The sequence below is a fragment of the Nocardiopsis sp. SBT366 genome, from assembly GCF_001083815.1.
Taxonomy (GTDB): Bacteria; Actinomycetota; Actinomycetes; order Streptosporangiales; family Streptosporangiaceae; genus Nocardiopsis; species Nocardiopsis prasina.
The window spans coordinates 1-19,143 of record NZ_LAVM01000060.1 but is presented as its reverse complement, the minus strand read 5'-3'; the positions used below and the strand labels follow the sequence as shown (position 1 = coordinate 19,143).

Sequence of the window (19,143 nt, the reverse complement as noted above, 5' to 3'; positions counted from 1 at the left end):
GGGATGCGGACGGTGGGTCAGCCCTGGGCGCCCGGGCCGTCGTAGAGGTTCCAGGGCATGAGCTCGTAGTCGTGCTCGCAGGGGTTTCCGGCGGCGACGCGGTACTCGCCGCTGGTGAGGTCGACGAGGCTGGAGAGCAGGGTGGACCAGCGGCGCACCTCGGGGGCGGAGGGGTCGGGGTGCGTGCACAGGGACTCGGGGTGGCCGAGGTGGTCGGACATGGCGCGGTGGACGGCCGCGCGCACCTCGTCGGAGGTGTCGGCGTCGCGGACGGCGGCCAGGCCGCGCCGTGCGCGGGGTACGCGGATGAGCGAGTCCGTGGAGAGCGGGCGGTAGGACTCGGCCAGCTGGGGCGGGACGCCGGCCTGGTAGTGGTTGCCGTGGACGAGCACGCCCTTGTCGTCGGGGTACATCCACTGGCACGGGCCGGGGGTGGTCTCGACGTCGATGGCGTATCCGGAGCGGTGGGTGAGCAGGGCGTTGCTGGCGATGTGGGCGCGCGTCCTGACCAGTGCGTTCAGGGCGTCGGAGAGCCGGGAGGAGTTCAGGACGCGGCGGCGGACCAGGGTCTGTGGGACGCCGACGGCCGACCCGAACCGCCCGCCCAGTCCGTTGGCGTTGAGGGCGATCCCGGCGGAGTTGGCGCCGTGTCGTCCCACCTGGCCCGCCTCGACCTGCATGATGAGCGTGGGGCGGGGCGGCTGGACCACGCGGAGCATGAGGACGGTGTCGGCGGTGCCGTGCCGCCAGTCCCAGTTCTGTCCCGCGTACACGTGGCCGTCGCCGGTCGCGCCCTCGGCGAGGGCGAACGAGGTGCAGCCGTCCGAGGCCTCGCGCTCGTCGGCCTCGGTGACGGTGGGCATGGCGCGGAACGAGGAGTCGTAGATGATCTCCCCGCGCACGTTCAGGGCGAGGACGTCGAGGAGGTCGACCCCCGTGCCCTCGGCGATGCCCTCCATCTCGGTCACCATGTCGGCGTCGAAGCCGCGGCAGGTGTCGAGCCACCCGCGGGCGCGGTCGAGGACGCCGCCCCAGCTCAGGCCGGTCTGCTGGCGGAAGGCGCGTTCGTAGAAGCCCATGGCCGCGGTGATCTGCTCGCGTGCGGCCTCTCCGTAGGCGATGCCGCGCTCACGTGGGCCGCCGCTGATCTCGACGAGCGGCAGGCCCGAGGGCGTTCGCGACGAGGTGGTGGTCATGATGGTGGTCCCCCGAACACGTCATGTAACATCCATTACGAAGACGCGCATAGTTGAAACGACTGTTTCCTCAGGAGTGTAATGAGTGCTACGCCACAGTCAAGAGCTGTAACAAATAGTTCTTCGAATCCGGGGCTGGAACGCCTCCACACCCTGGTGCGCACTCACTGGGAAAGCCTCTCGCCAGCGGAGCGATCGGTCTGTCGCCTGCTCACTGCCTCGCCGGTCGAGCAGATCCTCTACTCCAACGCCCAGGAGCTCGGCAGCGCCAGTGGCACCAGCAACGCCAGCGTCATCCGCACCCTGCGCCGCCTGGGCTACTCCGGGTTGCCCGCCCTCAAGCAGGAGATCGCCGCCCCCTTCACCTCCGAGGTCGCCCCGGACGTACGCCTGCGTGAACGCATCGACCGCATGGGACGGGACTTCACCTCTCTCTGGGACCGGGTGGTGGACGAGGCCCGCGACCGCGTCGAACACGTTCGCACGGCCACCTCACCCGAGCAGCTCACCCGCGCCGTGGAGGTCCTGGCCGAGGCCGGGCAGACCGTCACCTACGGCGTCGGCTCCTCCAACATCGCCGCCGAGCACCTGGCCCTCAAGCTCAACCGCACCGGCGCCCGCGCCCGCACCATAGACACCGACGGCTTCCGGCTGGCAGACGACCTGCTGGGCATCCACCGGGGCGACGCCGTCGTGGTCTTCGCCCCCGGGCGGGTCCTGCCGGAGGTGGAGGTGCTGCTCGAACGGGCCCGAGCGGTGGGTGCCCACTCCCTGCTGGTGACCGACGAACTCACCGGGGAACTGCGCGACAGCGTGGACATCGTCCTGTCCGCCCCGCACACCCCCACGGGCATGACGGCGGAGGCCCTGACCGGCATCATCATCGCCGACGGCCTCGTGCAGGCCGTGGCCACCATCCACCCGGACCGGGCCGTGCGCACCTCACACGAACTCACCGCCTGGCGCGGACGCCTGGGCCACTGAAAGCCGGGGGAGGGCTGTCGGCCCCGCCTCCGGCGGGCGGGGGCCGGTCAGGGCCCCCGAGCCGAGACGGGGTCCGGGGTCCGGCGCGCCCGGGGGCGGAGGGGGCGCCGCGTTCGGTCGTCGCCACGAGGGAGGATGGCCCCATGGACTTCTCCGATCCCCTGCCCGGCGACACCAGCCAGGACGAGCGCACACGCGCCGCCCGGGTGGCGCTGCTGCCCGTGGGCAGTCTCGAGCAGCACGGCCCCCACCTGCCGCTGACCACCGACACCGTCATCGCCTGCGCCCTGGCGCGAAGCCTGGCCGACGCCCACCCCGGGCTGCGGGTGCTGCCCCCGATCAGCTTCGGCTGCTCGCACGAACACGAGGCCTGGCCCGGAACCGTCAGCGTCACCGCGCCCACCCTGTACGCGATGGCCTCCGACATCGCGGCGTCCCTGCGGGCCGCGGGCACCACCAAACTGGTCCTGGTCAACGGGCACGGTGGCAACCACGTGCTCGCCAACCTCGTCCAGGCCTCGCGGGGGGACATGGCGCTCTTCCCCGGCCCACACGACTGGGAGGCCGCCCGCAGGGCGTCGGGCATGAACACCACCAACGACCGGGACATGCACGCCGGGGAGTTGGAGACCTCGGTCCTGCTCCACGTGCGCCCGGACCTGGTCCGGCCCGGCTACGAGGAGGCCGACCACCTCGCCGACCGGCGCGACCACATGCTCACCACGGGACTGTCCCGCTACACGCGTTCCGGAGTGGTGGGACAGCCCTCACGCGCCACGGCCGCCGAGGGCCGTGATCTTCTGGCGCACCTGGTGAAGGTGTTCGCCGGGTACCTCAACGTGCTCGACCCGCAGGAGCCGCCACACCAGCACCAGCCCGCCGGGAAGGGCGGCGACCAGGGCCAGCAGCCCGTAGGCCACTGACACCGTCACGCCCGCCTGGGCGCCCAGCCCGGCGGCGCCGAAGGCCAGCGCCGTCACCGCCTCACGCGGCCCCCACCCGCCCACGTTGGCCGGAACGCTCATCGCCACCAGCGCCAGCACCAACAACGGGAGCAGGACCGGGGCGGGCACGGCGATCCCCACCGCCCGGGCCGCCACCAGGAACAGGGTGAGGTGTCCGGCCAGCGCGGCCGCCGACAGCAGGACCACCCCCGGGCCGGTCGACACCGTGAACAGACCGGCCCGGGTGTCCGCGACCGTCGCCGACAGGGTCCGCCACCAGGCCGACCCCCGTCGGCGCCCGAGCACCCAGCCGACCCCGACCACCAACGCCAGCACGCCGAACACACCCAGGGAGGCGGCCACCGCCAGCAGCCCCGGGCCCAGGAGGGCGGTGGGCAGGGTGAACAGCAGCACCGCGCAGGTCGCGGCGAGCACCACCTGCCCGGCCATGCGCTCCAGGAGGACCGCGCGCACCCCACGGGCCAGGTCTCCCGCGTAGCGACCGTGGCTGAACGCCCGGTGCACGTCCCCGAGCACGCCTGCGGGCAGGACCGCGTTCAGGAGCAGCGCACGGTAGTAGTCGCCCACCGCCCGTGACCACGGCAGGCGCAGGCCCACCCCGCGTGCCACCAGGATCCAGCGGGCCGCGCACAGCAGGGTCGTGAACAGCCCGATCCCCAGCGCCGCCGCCACCGTGGCGGGGTCGACCGCGCCGAAGGCAGCGGTGAAGGCCTCCAGGGGGAACCACCACACCACCCCGGCCAGGACCGCGACCCCGACCAGCGGGCGCACGATCCTGGACCACCGTCCTCCGGTGCCGTTCATCGGTGGGGCACGGCCTCCTCGGGTGGTGGTCCCTCCCCGGGGAGCGCCAACAGGTCGTCGTGGTGCACGATCACGCCGAGTTCACCCCGTTCGCACTCGCCGAGCCGACGCTCCAGGTATCCGCCCACGGCCGCGTCCGGGTCCTGCTCCAGGGCCGCCTCCACCCACCCCCGAAGCCAGGAACGAACGAGCGGAACGCTCTCCGGGCCCAGTCGCCAGGGGCTGTGCGAGACCAGGGTTCGGTACCCGTGTTCGCCGAACGACCCCGCGGCCGCTCGGGCCGCCTCCGGCCCCCACCGGCCGCCCCGGCGCTGGTGGGCGTTGAACGCCTCCGTCAGCGCGGGGTCGTCCCTGTCACCCGGGAAGAGCTCCACCCGGCCGGCCACCGACAGCGTGAACAGGGCGGCGCAGCCCGCACCGGTCACCGCCCGCACGATCGCCTCCAACTCCGCGTGTGTGAGCAGGTCCAGCAGGGCCGACCCGGTGACCAGGTCAACCCCGGAAAGGTCCTGTGCGGTGATCGTACCCACGTCCCGCAGGCACATCCGCGCGTTCACCCGCGCGCCGTCCGCCGAGGTCGTGGGCAGGTACGCCCCGGCCAGGGACAGCAAGCCGGGATCCACGTCGTAGAGGGTCCAGTGCTGGGCCCCGGACAACCGGGGCGCCAGCCAGCGCCCCTGGGAACCGGAGCCGCACCCGAGGTCGGCGATCCTGACCGGCCGCCCGCGCGGTGCGCCGCCGGGCCCCTCCAGGAAGGCGCGGAGCGCTTCGAGCGTCGCGGTGGCGCGGGCCTCGGAGTCGGCGCCCTCCCGCAGGGCCAACCAACCCGGATCGAAGGCGGGCGGTGGGTTCTCGGACACAGAGCTCAACGGGACTCCTCCCGGTGGAGTGCGACCGCCAACGTGCGGACGCCTCCTCCCAGAGTGCCAGCTCGGGTGCGTCCGGGAGGTCCGATCCAGGAAGCCTTTGCCCGGATCTGTCTCCCGGGGCCCCTTCGGGGACCGGTCCGGTCAGGTCCTGCGGGCCAGGCCCGCGTACTGGGGGATGGGGCGCACGGTGCCCACCTCGGTGGGTTCGGGCCGCCACTGGAACACCGAGACCACGCCCGGTTCCACCAACTCGTAGCCGTCGAAGAAGCTCCGGAACTCCTCCACGGTGCGCATGTGGTACTTCTGGGCCACGTGCTGCTCCCAGACCCGCATGCCCTCGGCGGCCCGTTCGGCGTCCTCGACCTCCATGTGCGCCAGTACGCCGTCGCACACCGCGAGGAAGCTGCCCGGGGCCAGACGGTCGACGTAGGCGCGCACCAGGCGGACCGCCTCCCCGATCTCGAAGTGGCCCATGGTGCCCATCAGGGTCAGCCCGACGGGCCGCGCCAGGTCGAGCGTCTCGCTGGCGGCTTCGAGGACCGCGTCCACGTCACGCAGGTCCGCGTCCACGTACTGGGTCCGACCCGCGTCGGTGCCCACCAGGAGCGCGCGGGCGTGGGCCAGGACCAGGGGGTCGTTGTCGACGTACACGACCCGGGCCGAGGGGTCGAGCGTCTGGGCCACCTCGTGGGTGTTGCCAGCGGTGGGCAGCCCGGTACCGACGTCGAGGAACTGGGTGATCCCCTCCTCCCGGACCAGGTGGCCCACGGCGCGGCGCAGGAAGAGACGGTCTCCCTGCGCGGCCTCCGCGACCTGGGGGAACAGGGACCTGACGCGGTCACCGACCTCGCGGTCGACGGGGTAGTTGTCCTTTCCGCCCAGCCAGTAGTTCCACACGCGGGCGGTGTGGGCGACGGTGCCGTCGATCGGGGTGTCCGTCATGGGGTCTCGCGCTCCTGTGGGTGGGGGGACTCGGGGGAACCACTCCGCAGTCTCCAACCCGAACCACCCCGGCGCAAGACGGAAGGCCCTGTGCCACGGGGCCTTCCGGATCAGGAGGACAGCGTCGCCCGCTCCCCGGGCTCCGGCCGCTCCTCCTTCTCGGGCGGTGCCATGTCCACGGTGTCCCGCAGCTGGACTCGCGGCAGGAAGAGCGCCACGACCAGACCGACCACGGCGATACCGGTGGCGACCAGGAAGATGTCGCCCGTGGAGGAGCCGTAGGCACCCTCGACGATCTCGCGCAGGAACGGCGGCATACCCGCCAGGTCCAGGGTGGTGCCGTCGGCGCCTCCGGCGGGGACCTCCACGCCCGAGACGGCGAGGCCGTCGGTGACGTTCGTGCTCACCCGGTTGGCCAGGATCGCCCCGAGCACGGAGACGCCGATGGTGCCGCCGAGGGACCGGAAGAAGGTGATCGCCCCGCTGGCGGCCCCGAGCTCGCGCAGCGGGACCGAGTTCTGCACGACGAGCACGAGGTTCTGCATGGACATGCCCACGCCCACGCCGACCCCCAGCATGCCCAGGGACACCACGTACAGCGAGGTGGTCGCGTCGATGGTGGACAGCAGCAGGAACCCGAGGGACAGGAACACGAGGCCGGTGACGACGTAGGCCTTGACCCGGCCCGAGCGGGAGACCAGCCAGCCGGAGATGGTGGAGGAGACCATCATGCCGAGCATCAGCGGGGTGGTGAGCAGCCCGGCGGCGGTCGGCGAGTAGCCCCGGGCCAGCTGGAAGTACTGGCCCAGGAAGACCGCTCCGCCGAACATCGCCATGCCCACCGCGACGCTGGCCACGATCGCGATCATGGGCTCGCGGCGCAGTACCAGGTGCAGAGGGATGACCGGCTCGGCCACCCGGTTCTCCACCCACACGGCCACGGCCAGCAGCGCGAGCCCGCCGGTGACCATGGCGCCGGTCTGCCAGGAGATCCACGCGAAGCTGGCACCGACGAAGGTCACCCACAGCAGGATGGTGCTGACCCCGGCGGCGATCAGCGTGGCGCCGAGGTAGTCCACGCGCACGTTGGCGCGGCGCTCCTCCACCAGGTGCAGGGTGCGGGTGAGCACCACCAGCGCGACCAGCATGAACGGGACGCCGATGAAGAAGCACCAGCGCCAGCCCAGCCAGGAGGCGTCCGTGAGCGCCCCGCCGATCAGCGGGCCCCCGACGGTGGCCACGGCCATGATGGCGCCGATGATGCCGTTGAAGCGACCGCGTTCCTTGGGGCTGACCAGGGCCGCGATGGTGGCCTGGACCAGGACCTGGGAGGCGCCCATGCCGAGTCCCTGGAGGGCGCGGAAGGCGATGAGCTGTTCGGTGTTCTGGGCGAACCCGCTCAGCAGCGAGGCCACGATGAACAGCACGATCGAGATCTGGAGCAGCCGCTTCTTCGGGAAGAGGTCGGCGAGTTTGCCCCAGACGGGGGTGGAGGCCGTGGACGCCAGGAGCGTCGCGGTCACCACCCAGGTGTACTGGGACTGGGTGCCCTGGAGGGACCCGAGGATCTGGGGTAGCGCGACCGAGACGATCGTGCCGCTGAGCATCGTCACGCCGAGGACGATCAGCAGCCCGCTCAGGGTGCGCATGATCGGTGTACGTGCGGTGCCCTGGGACTGAGGAGTACTCAAGGCTGGCCTCTGGTGAAGGAGAAACGGGTGAGGGTGCGCGGGCGGAAGAGATCTGCCGGGGCGGCAAAAATGCATCGCAAGAATTTTTGCACCCTATGCACGATACCACCGGACCTGGTATGAGGACATGCGACCGCCGGAGAACCCGGTCACACGCACCCACCCGTTCCGGGGCGGCTCAGAGACCGAGTACTCGCGCCATCTCCCGGGCAGCCTCGGGCCACCCCGCCAGAGCCGTGCGGCGCACTCGAGCCGCGTCGCGCAGAGATGCACGCAGGTTCGCGTCGGTCAGCCAGTCCCGCAGCGCTCGTTCCAGTGCCGCCGCGTCCCGGGACGGCACCAGCAGACCGGGCACGCGCCCGTCGGGGGCCCGGCCCAACGCCTCTGGAACCCCTCCCACCTCGGTGGCCACCACCGGCACGCCCCGGGCCAGCGCCTCGGTCACGACCATCCCGTAGGTCTCCGCGCGGGAGGCCAGCACCAGCAGGTCGGCGGAGGCGTACGCGGCCTCCAGTTCCGCGCCGACCACCGGACCGGTGAACCGCACCCGGCCCGCCAGCGCGGCCGCGAGCGGAGGAGGGGAACCCGGTCCCGCGCACACGCACTCCCACGGAAGCTCCACGAGGGACCCGAGGGCGCGCAACAACAGGTCGTGTCCCTTGCGCGGAGTCAACGAGGCCACGCACACCAGCCGCGGGACGCGGCCCGCCCCCTCCTCGAACCCGCTGCCGCGCGCCAGTGGTGCCGTATCCACCCCCGGTCGCACCACCTCCACGGGCACGCCTGCCTCGGCCAGACCGTGGTGCGCGGCCAACCGCCGGGCCGCCCACGCGCTCGTGGCCACCACCGCCACCCCGCACCTCAGGACGGCCCGTTCGCGCGCGTCCAGGTCCCGGGCCTCCCGCATCGACAGCCCCGACTCGTCGGCCAGCGGAAGGTGCACCAGCACGTGGAGCCGCAGCCGCCCCGCGTGGGGCACCACCACCTCGGGCACACCGCACGCCACCAGGCCGTCCACCAGGACGCACGCGCCGTCGGGAGCCCCGGCCAGCACCGCGGAGAGAGCGTTCGTCCCGATTGGTCCCGGTCGGGGCCACACGCCGGGCACCGTCACCGTCCGCACCGGTCGTGCGGCACCGTGCGGGGCGTCGGGCGCGCCCTCGCCCAACGCGTCCGCGATCCGCCGGTCGTAGGTGTGCCCGCCACTGGGCTCTCGCGCCTCTGGAACGACGAACAGCGCCGGGGTGCTCGCGGTCCCGGTCACAGCTCGCGTTCGTAGGAGGCCCAGGCCACGTGCGACTCGTGCAGGGTCACCGAGAGCGCGGTCAGTCCGTCGGCGTGCGCCCCCAGCGCCCCCGCCGCGATCCGCTCCGCCAAGCGGTCGGCCACCACCCTGGCAAGGAACTCCGTGGAGGTGTTCGTCCCCGCGAACTCGGGCACCTCGTCCAGGTTGCGGTAGTTCAGCTCGGCCACCACCGCGCCCAGCTCCCGGGTGGCGGCGCCGATGTCCACGACGATGCCGTCGGGGTCCAGCTCGGGGCGGCGCAGGGTCGCGTCCACCACGAACGTCGCCCCGTGCAGGGCCTGGGCGGGGCCGAAGACCTCGCCCCGGAAGCTGTGGGCGACCATCAGGTGGTCCCGGACGGTGACACTGAACAAGAGGACTCCCCAGGGTGTCGGGATCGGTCGTTCGGTCAGTTCTCGTACACGATGCGGTGGCACAGTGCCGCGAGCTCGCCGCTGGCCAGCCTCGGCAGCACCGCGGGCAGTTCCTCGAACGGGCTCTCCCCGGTGAGCAGGGCGTCGAAGGCGGGGTCCTCCAGCAGACGCAGCGCCAACTGGAGGCGCTCGGCGTGGTCGTAGCGCGAGCGGCGGGCCGGAGAGATCATGCCGACCTGGCTGGCCCGCACCGTCAGCCGGTGGGAGTGGAAGTCCTCCCCGAGGGGCAGGATCACTCTCCGGTCGCCGTACCAGCTCAGCTCCACGACCTCGCCCTCCACGTGCAGCAGCCGCAGGGAGGAGACCAGGCCCGCCTCGGTGGCGCTCGTGTGGAAGACCAGGTCGCGGTCGCCCTCGGCCTCCTCTGGGCGGGCGAAGTCCACCCCCAGGCGTTCGGCGGTCTCGGCCCGGCGCGGATCCACGTCCACCAGCTGGACGCGGGCCCCCGGCACCTGGGACAGCAGACGCGCCACGCAGCAGCCCACCATGCCCGCGCCGACCACCGTCACCCGGTCGCCCACCAGCGGCGCGGCGTCCCACAGCGCGTTGATCGCGGTCTCCACCGTGCCCGCCAGCACCGCCCGTGCGGCCGGGACGCCCTCGGGGACCACCGACACCGCCGAGGCGGGCACCACGAACCGGGTCTGGTGCGGGAACAGGCTGAACACCGTCCGCCCCACCAGTTCCCCCGGGCCCTCCTCGACCACGCCCACGTTCAGGTACCCGTACTTCAGGGGGCCGGGGAAGTCACCCTCCTGGAAGGGCGCCCGCATCACGCCGTACTGGTTGGGCGGCACCCCGCCGCCGAACACCAGCGTCTCCGTGCCCCGGCTGATCCCCGAGCACAGGGCGCGCACGACCACGTCGCCGGGTCCGGGTTCGGGCAGCTCCACCTCCCGGACCTCGCCCACACCGGGGGAGTCCACCCAGAACGCCCGAGCGGTCCTCGCCATCCCTCACCTCTTCCTCTCGGCGGCACCGGGCTCGGGGACACCCGCCCGCCACAGTGCCACCACGTCACGTCCGAACGACCACAGCAGGGCGACCAGCGCCACCGCCACCACGACGGCACCCGCCGGCCGGGGGAGTACCCCCGACGCGGCCACCGTCAACACGATCCCCTGAGCCGCGGCCACGCCCTTGCGTGCCACGCTCGGCGGCAGCGGGCCGCGCAGCCACGGTGCCACACGGGCGGCGGCCCAGAAGAGATACCGCATCGCGCCGATCGCCAGGACCCAGGGTCCCAGGGACCCGGAGACGTACACACTCAGGGCCAGGATGAGGAACGCGTCGGCCTCCATGTCGAACCGGGCCCCGAAGTCGGACTCCGTGCGCGTCCCCCGTGCCACCAGCCCGTCCACCCAGTCCAGGACCAGTGCCAGGGTCGCCACCGACACCAGCGGCCCGACCGGCCCTCCCTCGGCCACCAGGGCCGTCACCACGCCGATCAGTCCGACCCGCACCAGGGTCACCAGGTCCGCCGGGCCCAGGGGCCACTGATCGTAGCGGCGGATCGCCGTCACCAGCGCCACCGTCACCAACACCGAGTAGAGCAGCGCGGCGCCCCAGCCCCGGGCCCCGAGCCAGGAGGCAGGATCAGCCACCCGCCCGCCTCGCGTCACCGTTCAGGTGCGGCAGGTCGTGCCCCAGACGGTCCCGTTTGGCGACCAGGTAGCGGGAGTTGTTCTCGTGCGCGGGAACCAGCAGCGGCACTCGCGAGGCCACCTTCACCCCGTGGTCCTCCAGCGCCCGCACCTTGGCCGGGTTGTTGGACAGCAGCCGCACCGAGCGCACGCCCCGGTACCGCAGCACCCGCGCCGCCGGGCCGTAGTCCCGCACGTCCACCGGCAGTCCCAGGCTCGTCGCCGAGTCCACGGTGTCCAGCCCGCACTCGTCCTGGAGCACCTGGGTGCGGACCTTGTTCACCAGTCCGATCCCGCGCCCCTCGTGGCCGCGCAGGTACACCAGCACGCCACGGCCCTCGGTCAGGATCGTGTCCAGGGCGGCGCCGAGCTGGTCACCGCACTCACAGCGCAGCGCGCCGAACACGTCGCCCGTGACGCACTCGGAGTGCACGCGGACCAGGACCTCCTCGCCGTCACCGAGCGCACCCAGAACCAGGGCCATGTGCTCCTGGCCGTCGACCGGGTCCCGGAAGGCCACACAGCGGAACGTGCCCCTGCGCACCACCAGGTCGGACTCGGCGACGGCCGCGCCGTCCAGAGAATGCTCCGTCATGTGTCCTCCGATGCGGATGCGACCTGAACAGTGCGTGCCCATCCCAACGGTCCGATACACGGGCCGGACGACTATTCCGGCAGGTCGACCCGGATCTCCCCGCCCAGCGCGAAGCCGCCCTCCAGCTCCAGGGAGTCCCCGCTCCAGAACCGTCCCGGGTCGTAGTACCCGGGACGCCTGCCCCGGGTCAGCAGCCCCATCTCCTCATAGGTCAGAGCCATGACCTCCGCGCAGTAGGCGGTCTCCAGACGGCGTTCGCGCGCCCGGTTCCGGAACGGCATCCGCCCCAGCGCCCACCGCCCTGCCAGCTGCGCCGTCGAGGGGAACGGGGTGCCGTTCAGCCGGGCCACCATCCGCAGTGCCGCGTCCTCCATCGCGCGGTCGGCCAACGGGTCCAACTGCCGCAGCCACGCCTGCTGTCCGTAGCGGCGCCCCCACAGCAGCACGGCGTCGCGCAGATCGTGCAGCTGGACCCCGCGCTGGTGGGTGCCGGTCCACATGTCCACCAGGGACCTGCCCAGCTCCGCGTGCCACATCAGCGGCGGGAGGTCGTCCACCACGATGGACATGCCGACGTGGTTGACCGGGCTGTTGGTGGTGAGCTGGATGGCCCGGTCCGGCACGCTCGTGCCCCGGAACACCCACACGTCACCGGTTCTGGTCAGCTCGACCGCCGTGTCCAGGTCCATGCTCGTGTCTGCCACAGGCACTAGCCTATGAGCATGAAGTGGTGGAAGGCCTTGGGCGTGGCCGCCTTCGTGGGTGTGGCGGCCACCGGAGTGGCGATCGCGCGGGCCGAACGAGAGCGCCGCGCCTACACCCCCGAACAGGTCAGGGACCGCCTGCACGCACGTGTGGCGGAGGTCGACCGCGCCGCTCAGCGGCCGGTGGGGGAGCCCGAACACGAGGCCGCAGCCCCGAGCGGCCCGCTGGGCGCCCTGCGTGCCCGCCTGGCCGGGCTCCGGTCCTGGCTGCCGCGTCCCGTGGCCACAATCGGCCGCCTGACGCGCGGGACACAAGGGGCACGAGAGGGCGAGCGGGACGCGGCGGAGCGCTAGAGCGCGCCGCTCCGGCGGGAACGGCGGACTCCTCCAACGCCCCGCCGCCGCCTCGCCGTGGCCGTCAGGCGCCCTGAACGTAGGAGAGCAGGGTGCGTTCGACCTCCTCGGAGGGGCCCACGCCCAGCGGCGGCTCGCCCCTTTGACGGTCCCACGCCAGCACGTCGGCGGCGGTGGTGGCCAGCGGCGTCGAGGGCAGCCCGGCCTCCCGCGCCCGGCCGAAGTCGCGCTGGAAGGTCTGCTCCCACACCGGGTCCGGCCGCACCAACGGGAAACGGGCCTTGATCGTCTCCGGCGGCACCAGGACCGGCTCGACCTCGCTCCCCGCCGCTCGGGCGCAGGTGCGCAGCATCTCCATCAGGGTGAGCGGTTCGGCCGGTCCCATCGCGTTGAACACGCCCCCGCGGTCGTCCTCGGCCAACAGCACCACGAGCCGGGCCAGGTCCCGCACGTCGAGGAGTTGCACCGGCTGCCCGGGGTCGGCTGGCAGCACGACCTTGCCGCCGCGCGCGGCCCGGCGCACCCAGTACGTGAACTGGTTGACGTTGTCGTGCGGTCCGGCGAGCATCCCGGGCCGCACCATGGTGGCGCGCTCGCCGTACCGGGCGGTCAGCTCCTGTTCGCAGGCGACCTTGAGCGGACCGTGGGTGTCGCGGCCGATCTCCTCGGTGTCCCACTCGGGAGCGCGCAGGGGGGCCGACTCGTCCGCCCCTGGACCGGCGCCGGGCGCGTAGACGGCGTTGCTGGACACGAACAGGTACCGGCCCACGCGGTCGCCCAGCGCCTCATGGCACTGCCGCACGTGCCTGGGCACGAACCCGCTGACGTCGACGACCGTGTCCCAGGAGCCCTCGGCCAGGGCGGTGTGGTCGCCCTCCTCGCGGTCCCCCAACAGGAGCCCCGCCTGGGGGAAGAGCCCCCGCGCGGTCCGTCCCCGGTTGAAGAGCGTGACCTCGTGCCCGAGCCGCAGCGCGTCGTCGACGATCGCCCGACCGACGAACGAGGTACCGCCCAACACGAGAATTCGCATGAGCCCAGAGCCTAGCGCCCGTTCCCATCAGCTTCGAGCACCGTCACGGCTTCGAACGGGGCCGCCTGTGAACCAGGGCCGACGTCACAGCGGGGATGTGGCCCTCTGTGGCGACGATTCCGGAGGTTCCTTCTCGGATGACCCCAAATCCCGTCCCGGCGGAACGAACCCGGGCCGGACGGGCGCTCAGAGCGGCCTGGTGAGGTGGCCGACGCTCTCCAACAGCGAGATGTGGTCGGTGCCCAGGGACTCCAGGAAGGCGATCACGTCCCGGTGCGGGACACGGTGCAGCGGGGCGCTGGTGCGGGTCAGGCCGACCCGCGACAGGCCCTCGCCACCCCCCAGCCGGGAGGACGGGGTGGCGGGCGGGTCCACCCGGTACAGGCGCCAGGCGCTGCCCCTGGGAGCGGAGGCCAGCAGCAGGCTCGGCCGCCTCCACACGATGAGCGCCCACCCCTTGGGCCCCTCGGCGTGCACGATGACGGGGTCCGCCTGGGTCTCCAGCAACTCGACGACCTGCGCGGCGACCGGAACCGGGTTGGTGAAGGCGCCGCGGACCCGGTACGTGCCGGAGTCGTACTCCAGGGTCCAGCCCGAGGCCTCGAGCTCGGCGGCCACACGCGACAGGTGGCCGTCGTCCTCGGCAGGGGCGGCCACCTCGGAGGGTTCGGGGGAGGGGACGGCCGGGACGACCAGGCCCAGTTCCAGGCCCGCACCCGAGGAGGCCGTTCCCGTGAGCGCGGCCAGGTTGGCACCGGAGGTGAGCGCGCAGCGCTGGTCGCCCGCCTGCCACTCGACCAGCCCGCCGTGCTCGGGGAACCCCTCGGCGACGGGGTTCACGGCCGCCAGCGTCCCGGCCTCGGCCAGGGAGCGGGCGGCGTCCTCACGGTCCCGCACGGCCCACGATCCGGGCACGCCCAGGCGCACGTGGGTCGGGGACAGCCGCTCGGTGAGGGCGGCCAGGGCCGGGGCGTCGTAGCCGCGCAGCGGCGCGTGCAGTGTGAGTTCGTCGACCGGCCCCTCGGGCAGGTGGGACAGGAGCGGGGCGTCCAGGTTGTGCACCACCCGGACGGAGGTCTCCGTCGGGTTGGTGAGCAGCAGGTCCTCCAACCGGTCGGCGAGGGCGGTCAGCCGGTCGGCCAGGGACGCGGGCAGGGTGATCCGGCTCGCGCAGGAGGCGAGCCACGCACCCAGGTCGGCGAGTGCCCAGGGAATGCCGTCGGGGCCGCCGCGCAGCACCGTCCAGACGCGGTCCTCGGTGGTGGGGGAGCCGGAACCGAAGGCGGCCACGACGTGCTCGTCACCCAGGAGCAGGGCCAGATCGGGCACGGGGCGGTCGATCAGCGCGTAGGTGCGGTCCGGGCGCCGTACGGAGGCCTCCTCGGCGGCGGTGCCGAGCACCGTGACGAACGCGCCCAGGTCCTGGGCGGCGGGCACCAGTCCCCCTTCCAGGGCGGAGAGATCCATCACCGTCCCGACCAGCAGGAACTCACGCAGCGGAGCCTCGTTGGTGCGGGCACTCCACTCGTTCAGCAGGGTGAGCGGGGAGACGGACACGGGCGACCTCTGTTCTCACTGCGGGGACGCAAGCGAGCATAGTGGAGGACCTCGTCGTCGGGGCCCGGCGATCCCCACCCCTCTGGCGGCCGCGCGGCGACGGGTGCGACGATGTGGGGACCATGTCCGAGAGCGAACTGTGCCGACCGTTGCGCACCGGGGTGTTCACCCTGGTGTGCGCGAGCCTGTCCGCCGTCGGCCACGTGGTGAGCTCGGGGCACGACGTCCCCCTGGTCGGCCTCCTGCTGGGCACGGCCGTGGTCCTCGCCGTCGCGTGGGTTCTGTCGGGCCGCAGGCACGGCCCCGGCATGCTCACCGCGTGGATGCTGTGGGGCCAGCTCGCCCTGCACGTGACCTTCTCCTACACGCAGGCGGCGAACCACGTCGACCACACCGGGGCGGTCCTGGTCCAGGACCCGATGCCCGCCTGGGCGATGATCTCGATGCACCTGGTGATGGCCCTGGTCAGCGCCTGGTGGCTGCACCTGGGTGAGAACGCCCTCTTCGCCTTCCTGCGGTTCATGGCGCTCTCCCTGATCCCGCTGCTGCTGGTGGTCGGCGCCGTTCCGAGCGCGCGGGTCACCGCGTCCGTCCGGTTCGCCACCGCCGACCAGCGCCCGCGCACGCGCCCGCCCTATCTGCGCCACTCCCGCGTCCTGCGCGGACCACCGCCCGTTCTGGCCGCCTGACCGAGGTTCCAACGAGCCGGGGAGTTGAAGCCCCGGCGTCGTCAGGCCGCCCTCCGGCGTCCCCCGTGGTGCTCCGGCACCACCTGCCCAGAACACCCCGCGGCCCCCGCTGTCCAGAGACAGCGGGGCGGCCGCGCGGGCGGTGACAGAAAGCACGAGTTCCATGACCCGTAGTGACGGCTTCACCACGGTCCACACACCCCCCGACCTGGCCCCGCTGGCCCAGCGCGCCAGAGCGGGGGTTCCCGGGGCGATGGACGCCCTGTTCACCCTGACCCGCGCCGACGTGGTCCGCTACATCGCGCGCCGGGTCGAACCCGCCTGGGTCGAGGACCTCACCCAGGAGACCTTTCACAGAGCCATGTGCGGGCTGCCCGGATACGCGGGCAGGGCCCCGGTCCGGGCCTGGCTGCTGTCCGTGGCCCGCCACACCGTCGCCGACCGCTACCGCAGCCGCGAGCGCTCACCCCGCACGGAACCGGTCGACGACTGGGAGCGGGCGCTCGGCTCCGACTCAGCCGAGCCCGGGCGGTTCGACGAGTACCTCGCCCTGGTCTCCCTGCTGGAGGACCTGCCCGAGGACAGGCGCACCGCCTTCGTCCTCACCCAGGTCCAGCGGTTGCCCTACGCCGAGGTCGCGGCGCTCACCGGCGTCCCGATCGGCACGGTCCGCTCGCGGGTGGCCCGGGGCCGCCGCGACCTGGCCCGCCTGGTGCGGGAGGCGGCGTGAGCGCCCCGCCCACCCCCCGTGTCCTGCAAGTTCGAACCACCGTCCCGTGAGGAACCATCCGATGAGAACCCGACTCCCGATCCGCTCCCTGGCGGTAGCGGCAGCCACGCTGGTGGCCGTCACCGCCTGCGGAGGGCCCGACCTGGCGGAGGCCGAGCACTACCTCGACCTCTCCGACCAGCCCATGGCAGCCTCCGGGATCGAACTCGCCACCGTCGACGGGGAGCCCTGGGGGTTCACCGACGTCGCCGACGACCGGCTCACCCTGCTGTTCTTCGGCTACACGAGCTGCCCGGACGTGTGCCCGATGACCATGGCCGAGATCAACCTCGCCCTGGAGCAGGCCGGAGAAGACGCCGACGGGTTCGACGTGGTGATGGTGAGCAGCGACCCCCAGCGCGACACCGACGAACAGCTCCGCTCCTGGCTGGACCGGTTCGACCCTGACTTCCAGGGTGTGCGCGGCGACGTGGACGACACCGTGCGGGCCGCCCTGGACTACGGCGTGCCCATCGATGCCCCCGAGGTCACCGAGGGCGAGTACCTCGTCTCACACGGCGGCCGCATCCTCGTGCTGACCCCCGGCGGTGAGGCGGCGGGCATGTTCGACGAGGGCGTGGGCGCCGACGACATCGCCCCGCTGCTGCCCGTGCTGCGGGCGGAGCTGCTGTGAGCCCCAGGACGGGGGTCTCCCGGCGCGGCCTGTTCGCGGGCCTGGGCGCCGCCGGTGCCGTGGGCCTGACCACCGGGGGACTACTGGGCGCCGGGGCCGCGCGCGTTCCCGAGGGTGACGACCCGGCCCGGGGCCTGACGCTGTCCCGGAGCGGACCGGACGACGGGCGTCCTCCCGCGCTGCTCACCCCCACCCCGGCCCACGTCCACGTGGTCGCCGTGGACCTGCGCGCAGAGGAGCCAGGAGAGGTCTTCGAACAGGCCCGCGGGGTCCTGGCCCTCTGGGGTGAGCAGGCTCGTGAACTGCACGAGAGGGGGCTGGCCGCACTCGCGCCCGGCGCGCCCACCCAGGGGCTGAGTCCGGCCTCGCTGGGGATCACCCTCGGCCTGGGCGGAGCCCTGCTGGACCGGGCCGGTCTGGGCGACCGGCGACCCGCGCCCCTGGGGGACCTGCCCGCGTTCGCGTCGGACCGGCTCGACCCCGCCCTGTGCGGGGGCGACCTGATGCTGCACGTGGGCGCCGAGGACCCGCTCGTGGTCAGCGCCGCCGTGGAGCACCTGCTCGGGCTGGTCCGGGACCGGGCCGCCGTGCGTTGGTCCCTGCCCGGGTTCCAGCGCGCCGCCGCGACCGCCCAGGACGCCTCGGCCACCCCGCGCAACCTCATGGGCCAGGTCGACGGCACGGTCAACCCCGAGCCCTCGGAGGCGGCTTTCGGTCCCCAGGTCCTGGCAGCGCACCCCGAGTCCGACACCTCGTGGATGGACGGCGGTAGCTACGTGGTGGTGCGGCGCGTCCGCATGCTGCTGGACGACTGGTTCGACCTCGCGCCCGAGGCCCGGGAGCGGGTGATCGGCCGACGCCTGTCGGACGGCGCGCCACTGGGCCGTGATCGGGAGGACGACCTCCCCGACCTCGCCGCCAGGGACGAGGACGGGGATCCCGTGGTCCCGGTCGACGCCCACGTCCGCCTGGCCAGCCCGGAACGCACCCTCGGTGCCCGCATGCTGCGGCGCGGGTTCAACTACGACCTCGGCTGGAGGGACGGCCGACGTGAGGCCGGGTTGCTGTTCACCGCCTGGCAGGCCGACCCGCGCACGGGCTTCACCGCCGTCCAGAACGAACTCGACCGGGGCGGGGACGCCCTCAACGCCTACGTCCGACACGAGGGGAGCGCCGTCTTCGCGGTGCCACCGGCCCTCGATCCCCACCCGGCGCACTCCCTCTGGTGACCGGGCCGACCGACACACGGGACACCATCATGAAGACACACACCCTGACCCTGCTGGCCCTGGCACTGTTCGTCACGGGCTGCTCCACGGACGGCGGCGTGCGGGAGGCCGCCGTCGAGACGCCCGAACGGGGCGGAGCCGAGGCCGACGCGCTCATCGTCGAGGACGCCTGGATGCCCGAACCGGCCAACCCCGAGGTCGGCGTCGTCTACATGGCGATCACCAACACCGACGCCTCGTCAGCCGACGCCGTGGTCGACGTGCGCACCGACGCCTCACCCGACGCCGAGCTGTGCACGACCGAGACCTCGGACTCGGGCGCCGCCGTGATGCGGACCCTCGACGAGATCCCCGTCCCGGCGGGCGGCACCACCACCTTCGTCGACGGCGGCTACCACATCATGGTCAACGACCTCCCCGAACCCCTCGCGGTCGGGGACTCCGTCACCGTCACGCTGGGCTTCGCCAGCGGAACCGAGATCGAGCTGGACGTGCCCGTGCAGGAGATGACCGGACCGACCCAGGACGAGGCGGACCACGGCTCCCACCACTGAAGGGGCGGCGTGAGCGGCTCGGGGGGGCGGGGGCCCCCGCCGAGCCGCTCACGCCTACCCCGCGTTGACGATCTGGATCAGGTTGCCGCAGGTGTCGTCCAGTACCGCCGTGGTGACCGGGCCCATCGTCAGCGGCTCCTGGGTGAAGGTGACCCCGAGCCCGCGGAGGCGCTCGTACTCGGCCTGGAGAGCGGTCCCCGCGGCACGGGTTACCC

The 19,143-nt window shown here is 72.9% G+C and carries 20 protein-coding genes and 2 pseudogenes; 8 read left to right on the top strand and 14 right to left on the bottom strand.

Going from position 1 to position 19,143, the window contains the following annotated elements:
• Positions 1-17 precede the first annotated feature (17 nt).
• Entirely contained in the window at positions 18-1,196 is a 1,179-nt protein-coding gene (locus ADX84_RS18030; protein ID WP_049576174.1) for an acyl-coenzyme A--6-aminopenicillanic-acid-acyltransferase, read from the bottom strand.
• Positions 1,197-1,352: 156 nt separating this feature from the next.
• Between ADX84_RS18030 and ADX84_RS18025 the strand changes: the two genes are divergently transcribed.
• The gene (locus tag ADX84_RS18025) at positions 1,353-2,180 is read left to right on the top strand and encodes a MurR/RpiR family transcriptional regulator (RefSeq protein WP_234004053.1); all 828 of its coding nucleotides are present in this window, start codon (positions 1,353-1,355) and stop codon (positions 2,178-2,180) included.
• A gap of 143 nt (positions 2,181-2,323) precedes the next feature.
• Entirely contained in the window at positions 2,324-3,103 is a 780-nt protein-coding gene (locus ADX84_RS25645) for a creatininase family protein (RefSeq protein ID WP_082206583.1), read from the top strand.
• A 15-nt stretch (positions 3,104-3,118) separates the two neighbouring features.
• Here the strand turns inward: ADX84_RS25645 and ADX84_RS18015 are convergent.
• The 10 genes and pseudogenes from ADX84_RS18015 to ADX84_RS17970 form a co-directional block, all read right to left on the bottom strand.
• A pseudogene (locus ADX84_RS18015) lies at positions 3,119-3,949 on the bottom strand (YbhN family protein); the annotation flags it as partial.
• Entirely contained in the window at positions 3,946-4,809 is an 864-nt protein-coding gene (locus tag ADX84_RS18010) for a class I SAM-dependent methyltransferase (RefSeq protein WP_156208124.1), read from the bottom strand. The pseudogene ADX84_RS18015 and the gene ADX84_RS18010, both read right to left, overlap by 4 nt.
• 150 nt (positions 4,810-4,959) lie before the next feature.
• A complete protein-coding gene (locus tag ADX84_RS18005; protein ID WP_049576160.1) occupies positions 4,960-5,760 on the bottom strand; it encodes an SAM-dependent methyltransferase in 801 nt (266 codons plus the stop codon).
• 110 nt (positions 5,761-5,870) lie between these two features.
• On the bottom strand, positions 5,871-7,409 hold the full coding sequence (locus ADX84_RS18000; protein ID WP_049576157.1) for an MFS transporter: 1,539 nt from the start codon (positions 7,407-7,409) through the stop codon (positions 5,871-5,873).
• A 220-nt stretch (positions 7,410-7,629) separates the two neighbouring features.
• Positions 7,630-8,715 (bottom strand): glycosyltransferase family 4 protein, encoded by a 1,086-nt coding sequence (locus tag ADX84_RS17995; protein ID WP_049576155.1) that lies wholly within the window; start codon positions 8,713-8,715, stop codon positions 7,630-7,632.
• The gene (locus ADX84_RS17990) at positions 8,712-9,110 is read right to left on the bottom strand and encodes a 6-carboxytetrahydropterin synthase (RefSeq protein ID WP_049576151.1); all 399 of its coding nucleotides are present in this window, start codon (positions 9,108-9,110) and stop codon (positions 8,712-8,714) included. The genes ADX84_RS17995 and ADX84_RS17990 overlap by 4 nt, the downstream gene beginning before the upstream one ends.
• Before the next feature lie 35 nt (positions 9,111-9,145).
• Positions 9,146-10,123 carry a zinc-binding alcohol dehydrogenase gene (locus ADX84_RS17985; RefSeq protein ID WP_049576148.1) on the bottom strand — a complete coding sequence of 326 codons (978 nt, stop codon included), beginning with the start codon at positions 10,121-10,123 and terminating at the stop codon, positions 9,146-9,148.
• 3 nt (positions 10,124-10,126) lie between these two features.
• Entirely contained in the window at positions 10,127-10,774 is a 648-nt protein-coding gene (locus ADX84_RS17980) for a CDP-alcohol phosphatidyltransferase family protein (RefSeq protein WP_049576145.1), read from the bottom strand.
• The gene (locus ADX84_RS17975; protein WP_049576142.1) at positions 10,767-11,408 is read right to left on the bottom strand and encodes a GTP cyclohydrolase II; all 642 of its coding nucleotides are present in this window, start codon (positions 11,406-11,408) and stop codon (positions 10,767-10,769) included. Before ADX84_RS17975 ends, ADX84_RS17980 begins: the two co-directional genes overlap by 8 nt.
• 71 nt (positions 11,409-11,479) lie before the next feature.
• Complete coding sequence (locus ADX84_RS17970) at positions 11,480-12,097, bottom strand: hypothetical protein (protein ID WP_049576139.1); 618 nt, start codon at positions 12,095-12,097, stop codon at positions 11,480-11,482.
• A 33-nt stretch (positions 12,098-12,130) separates the two neighbouring features.
• Between ADX84_RS17970 and ADX84_RS17965 the strand changes: the two genes are divergently transcribed.
• Entirely contained in the window at positions 12,131-12,466 is a 336-nt protein-coding gene (locus tag ADX84_RS17965; RefSeq protein WP_247666314.1) for a hypothetical protein, read from the top strand.
• A 64-nt stretch (positions 12,467-12,530) separates the two neighbouring features.
• On the opposite strand, the gene ADX84_RS17960 is transcribed toward ADX84_RS17965, so the two are convergent.
• A complete protein-coding gene (locus tag ADX84_RS17960; protein ID WP_049576137.1) occupies positions 12,531-13,496 on the bottom strand; it encodes an NAD-dependent epimerase/dehydratase family protein in 966 nt (321 codons plus the stop codon).
• A 186-nt stretch (positions 13,497-13,682) separates the two neighbouring features.
• A complete protein-coding gene (locus ADX84_RS17955) occupies positions 13,683-15,053 on the bottom strand; it encodes a hypothetical protein (RefSeq protein WP_049576134.1) in 1,371 nt (456 codons plus the stop codon).
• Between the two features lie 122 nt (positions 15,054-15,175).
• Here ADX84_RS17955 and ADX84_RS17950 point away from each other — a divergent pair, with 122 nt between their 5' ends.
• The 5 genes from ADX84_RS17950 to ADX84_RS17930 all read left to right on the top strand — a co-directional run bounded on the left by ADX84_RS17950 (position 15,176) and on the right by ADX84_RS17930 (position 18,928).
• Positions 15,176-15,742: a hypothetical protein gene (locus ADX84_RS17950; RefSeq protein ID WP_199776634.1), complete on the top strand. Its 567-nt coding sequence runs from the start codon at positions 15,176-15,178 to the stop codon at positions 15,740-15,742.
• 163 nt (positions 15,743-15,905) lie between these two features.
• On the top strand, positions 15,906-16,472 hold the full coding sequence (locus ADX84_RS17945) for an RNA polymerase sigma factor (RefSeq protein WP_049576129.1): 567 nt from the start codon (positions 15,906-15,908) through the stop codon (positions 16,470-16,472).
• A gap of 61 nt (positions 16,473-16,533) precedes the next feature.
• Positions 16,534-17,145 carry an SCO family protein gene (locus ADX84_RS17940; RefSeq protein ID WP_049576127.1) on the top strand — a complete coding sequence of 204 codons (612 nt, stop codon included), beginning with the start codon at positions 16,534-16,536 and terminating at the stop codon, positions 17,143-17,145.
• Positions 17,142-18,374, top strand: coding sequence for a Dyp-type peroxidase (locus ADX84_RS17935; RefSeq protein WP_049576125.1), 1,233 nt, complete (start codon positions 17,142-17,144; stop codon positions 18,372-18,374). Before ADX84_RS17940 ends, ADX84_RS17935 begins: the two co-directional genes overlap by 4 nt.
• A gap of 29 nt (positions 18,375-18,403) precedes the next feature.
• Positions 18,404-18,928, top strand: a complete 525-nt coding sequence (locus tag ADX84_RS17930; protein WP_049576233.1) for a copper chaperone PCu(A)C — start codon at positions 18,404-18,406, stop codon at positions 18,926-18,928.
• Between the two features lie 54 nt (positions 18,929-18,982).
• On the opposite strand, the pseudogene ADX84_RS17925 reads toward ADX84_RS17930, so the two are convergent.
• Positions 18,983-19,143, bottom strand: a pseudogene (locus ADX84_RS17925) (VOC family protein); the annotation flags it as partial.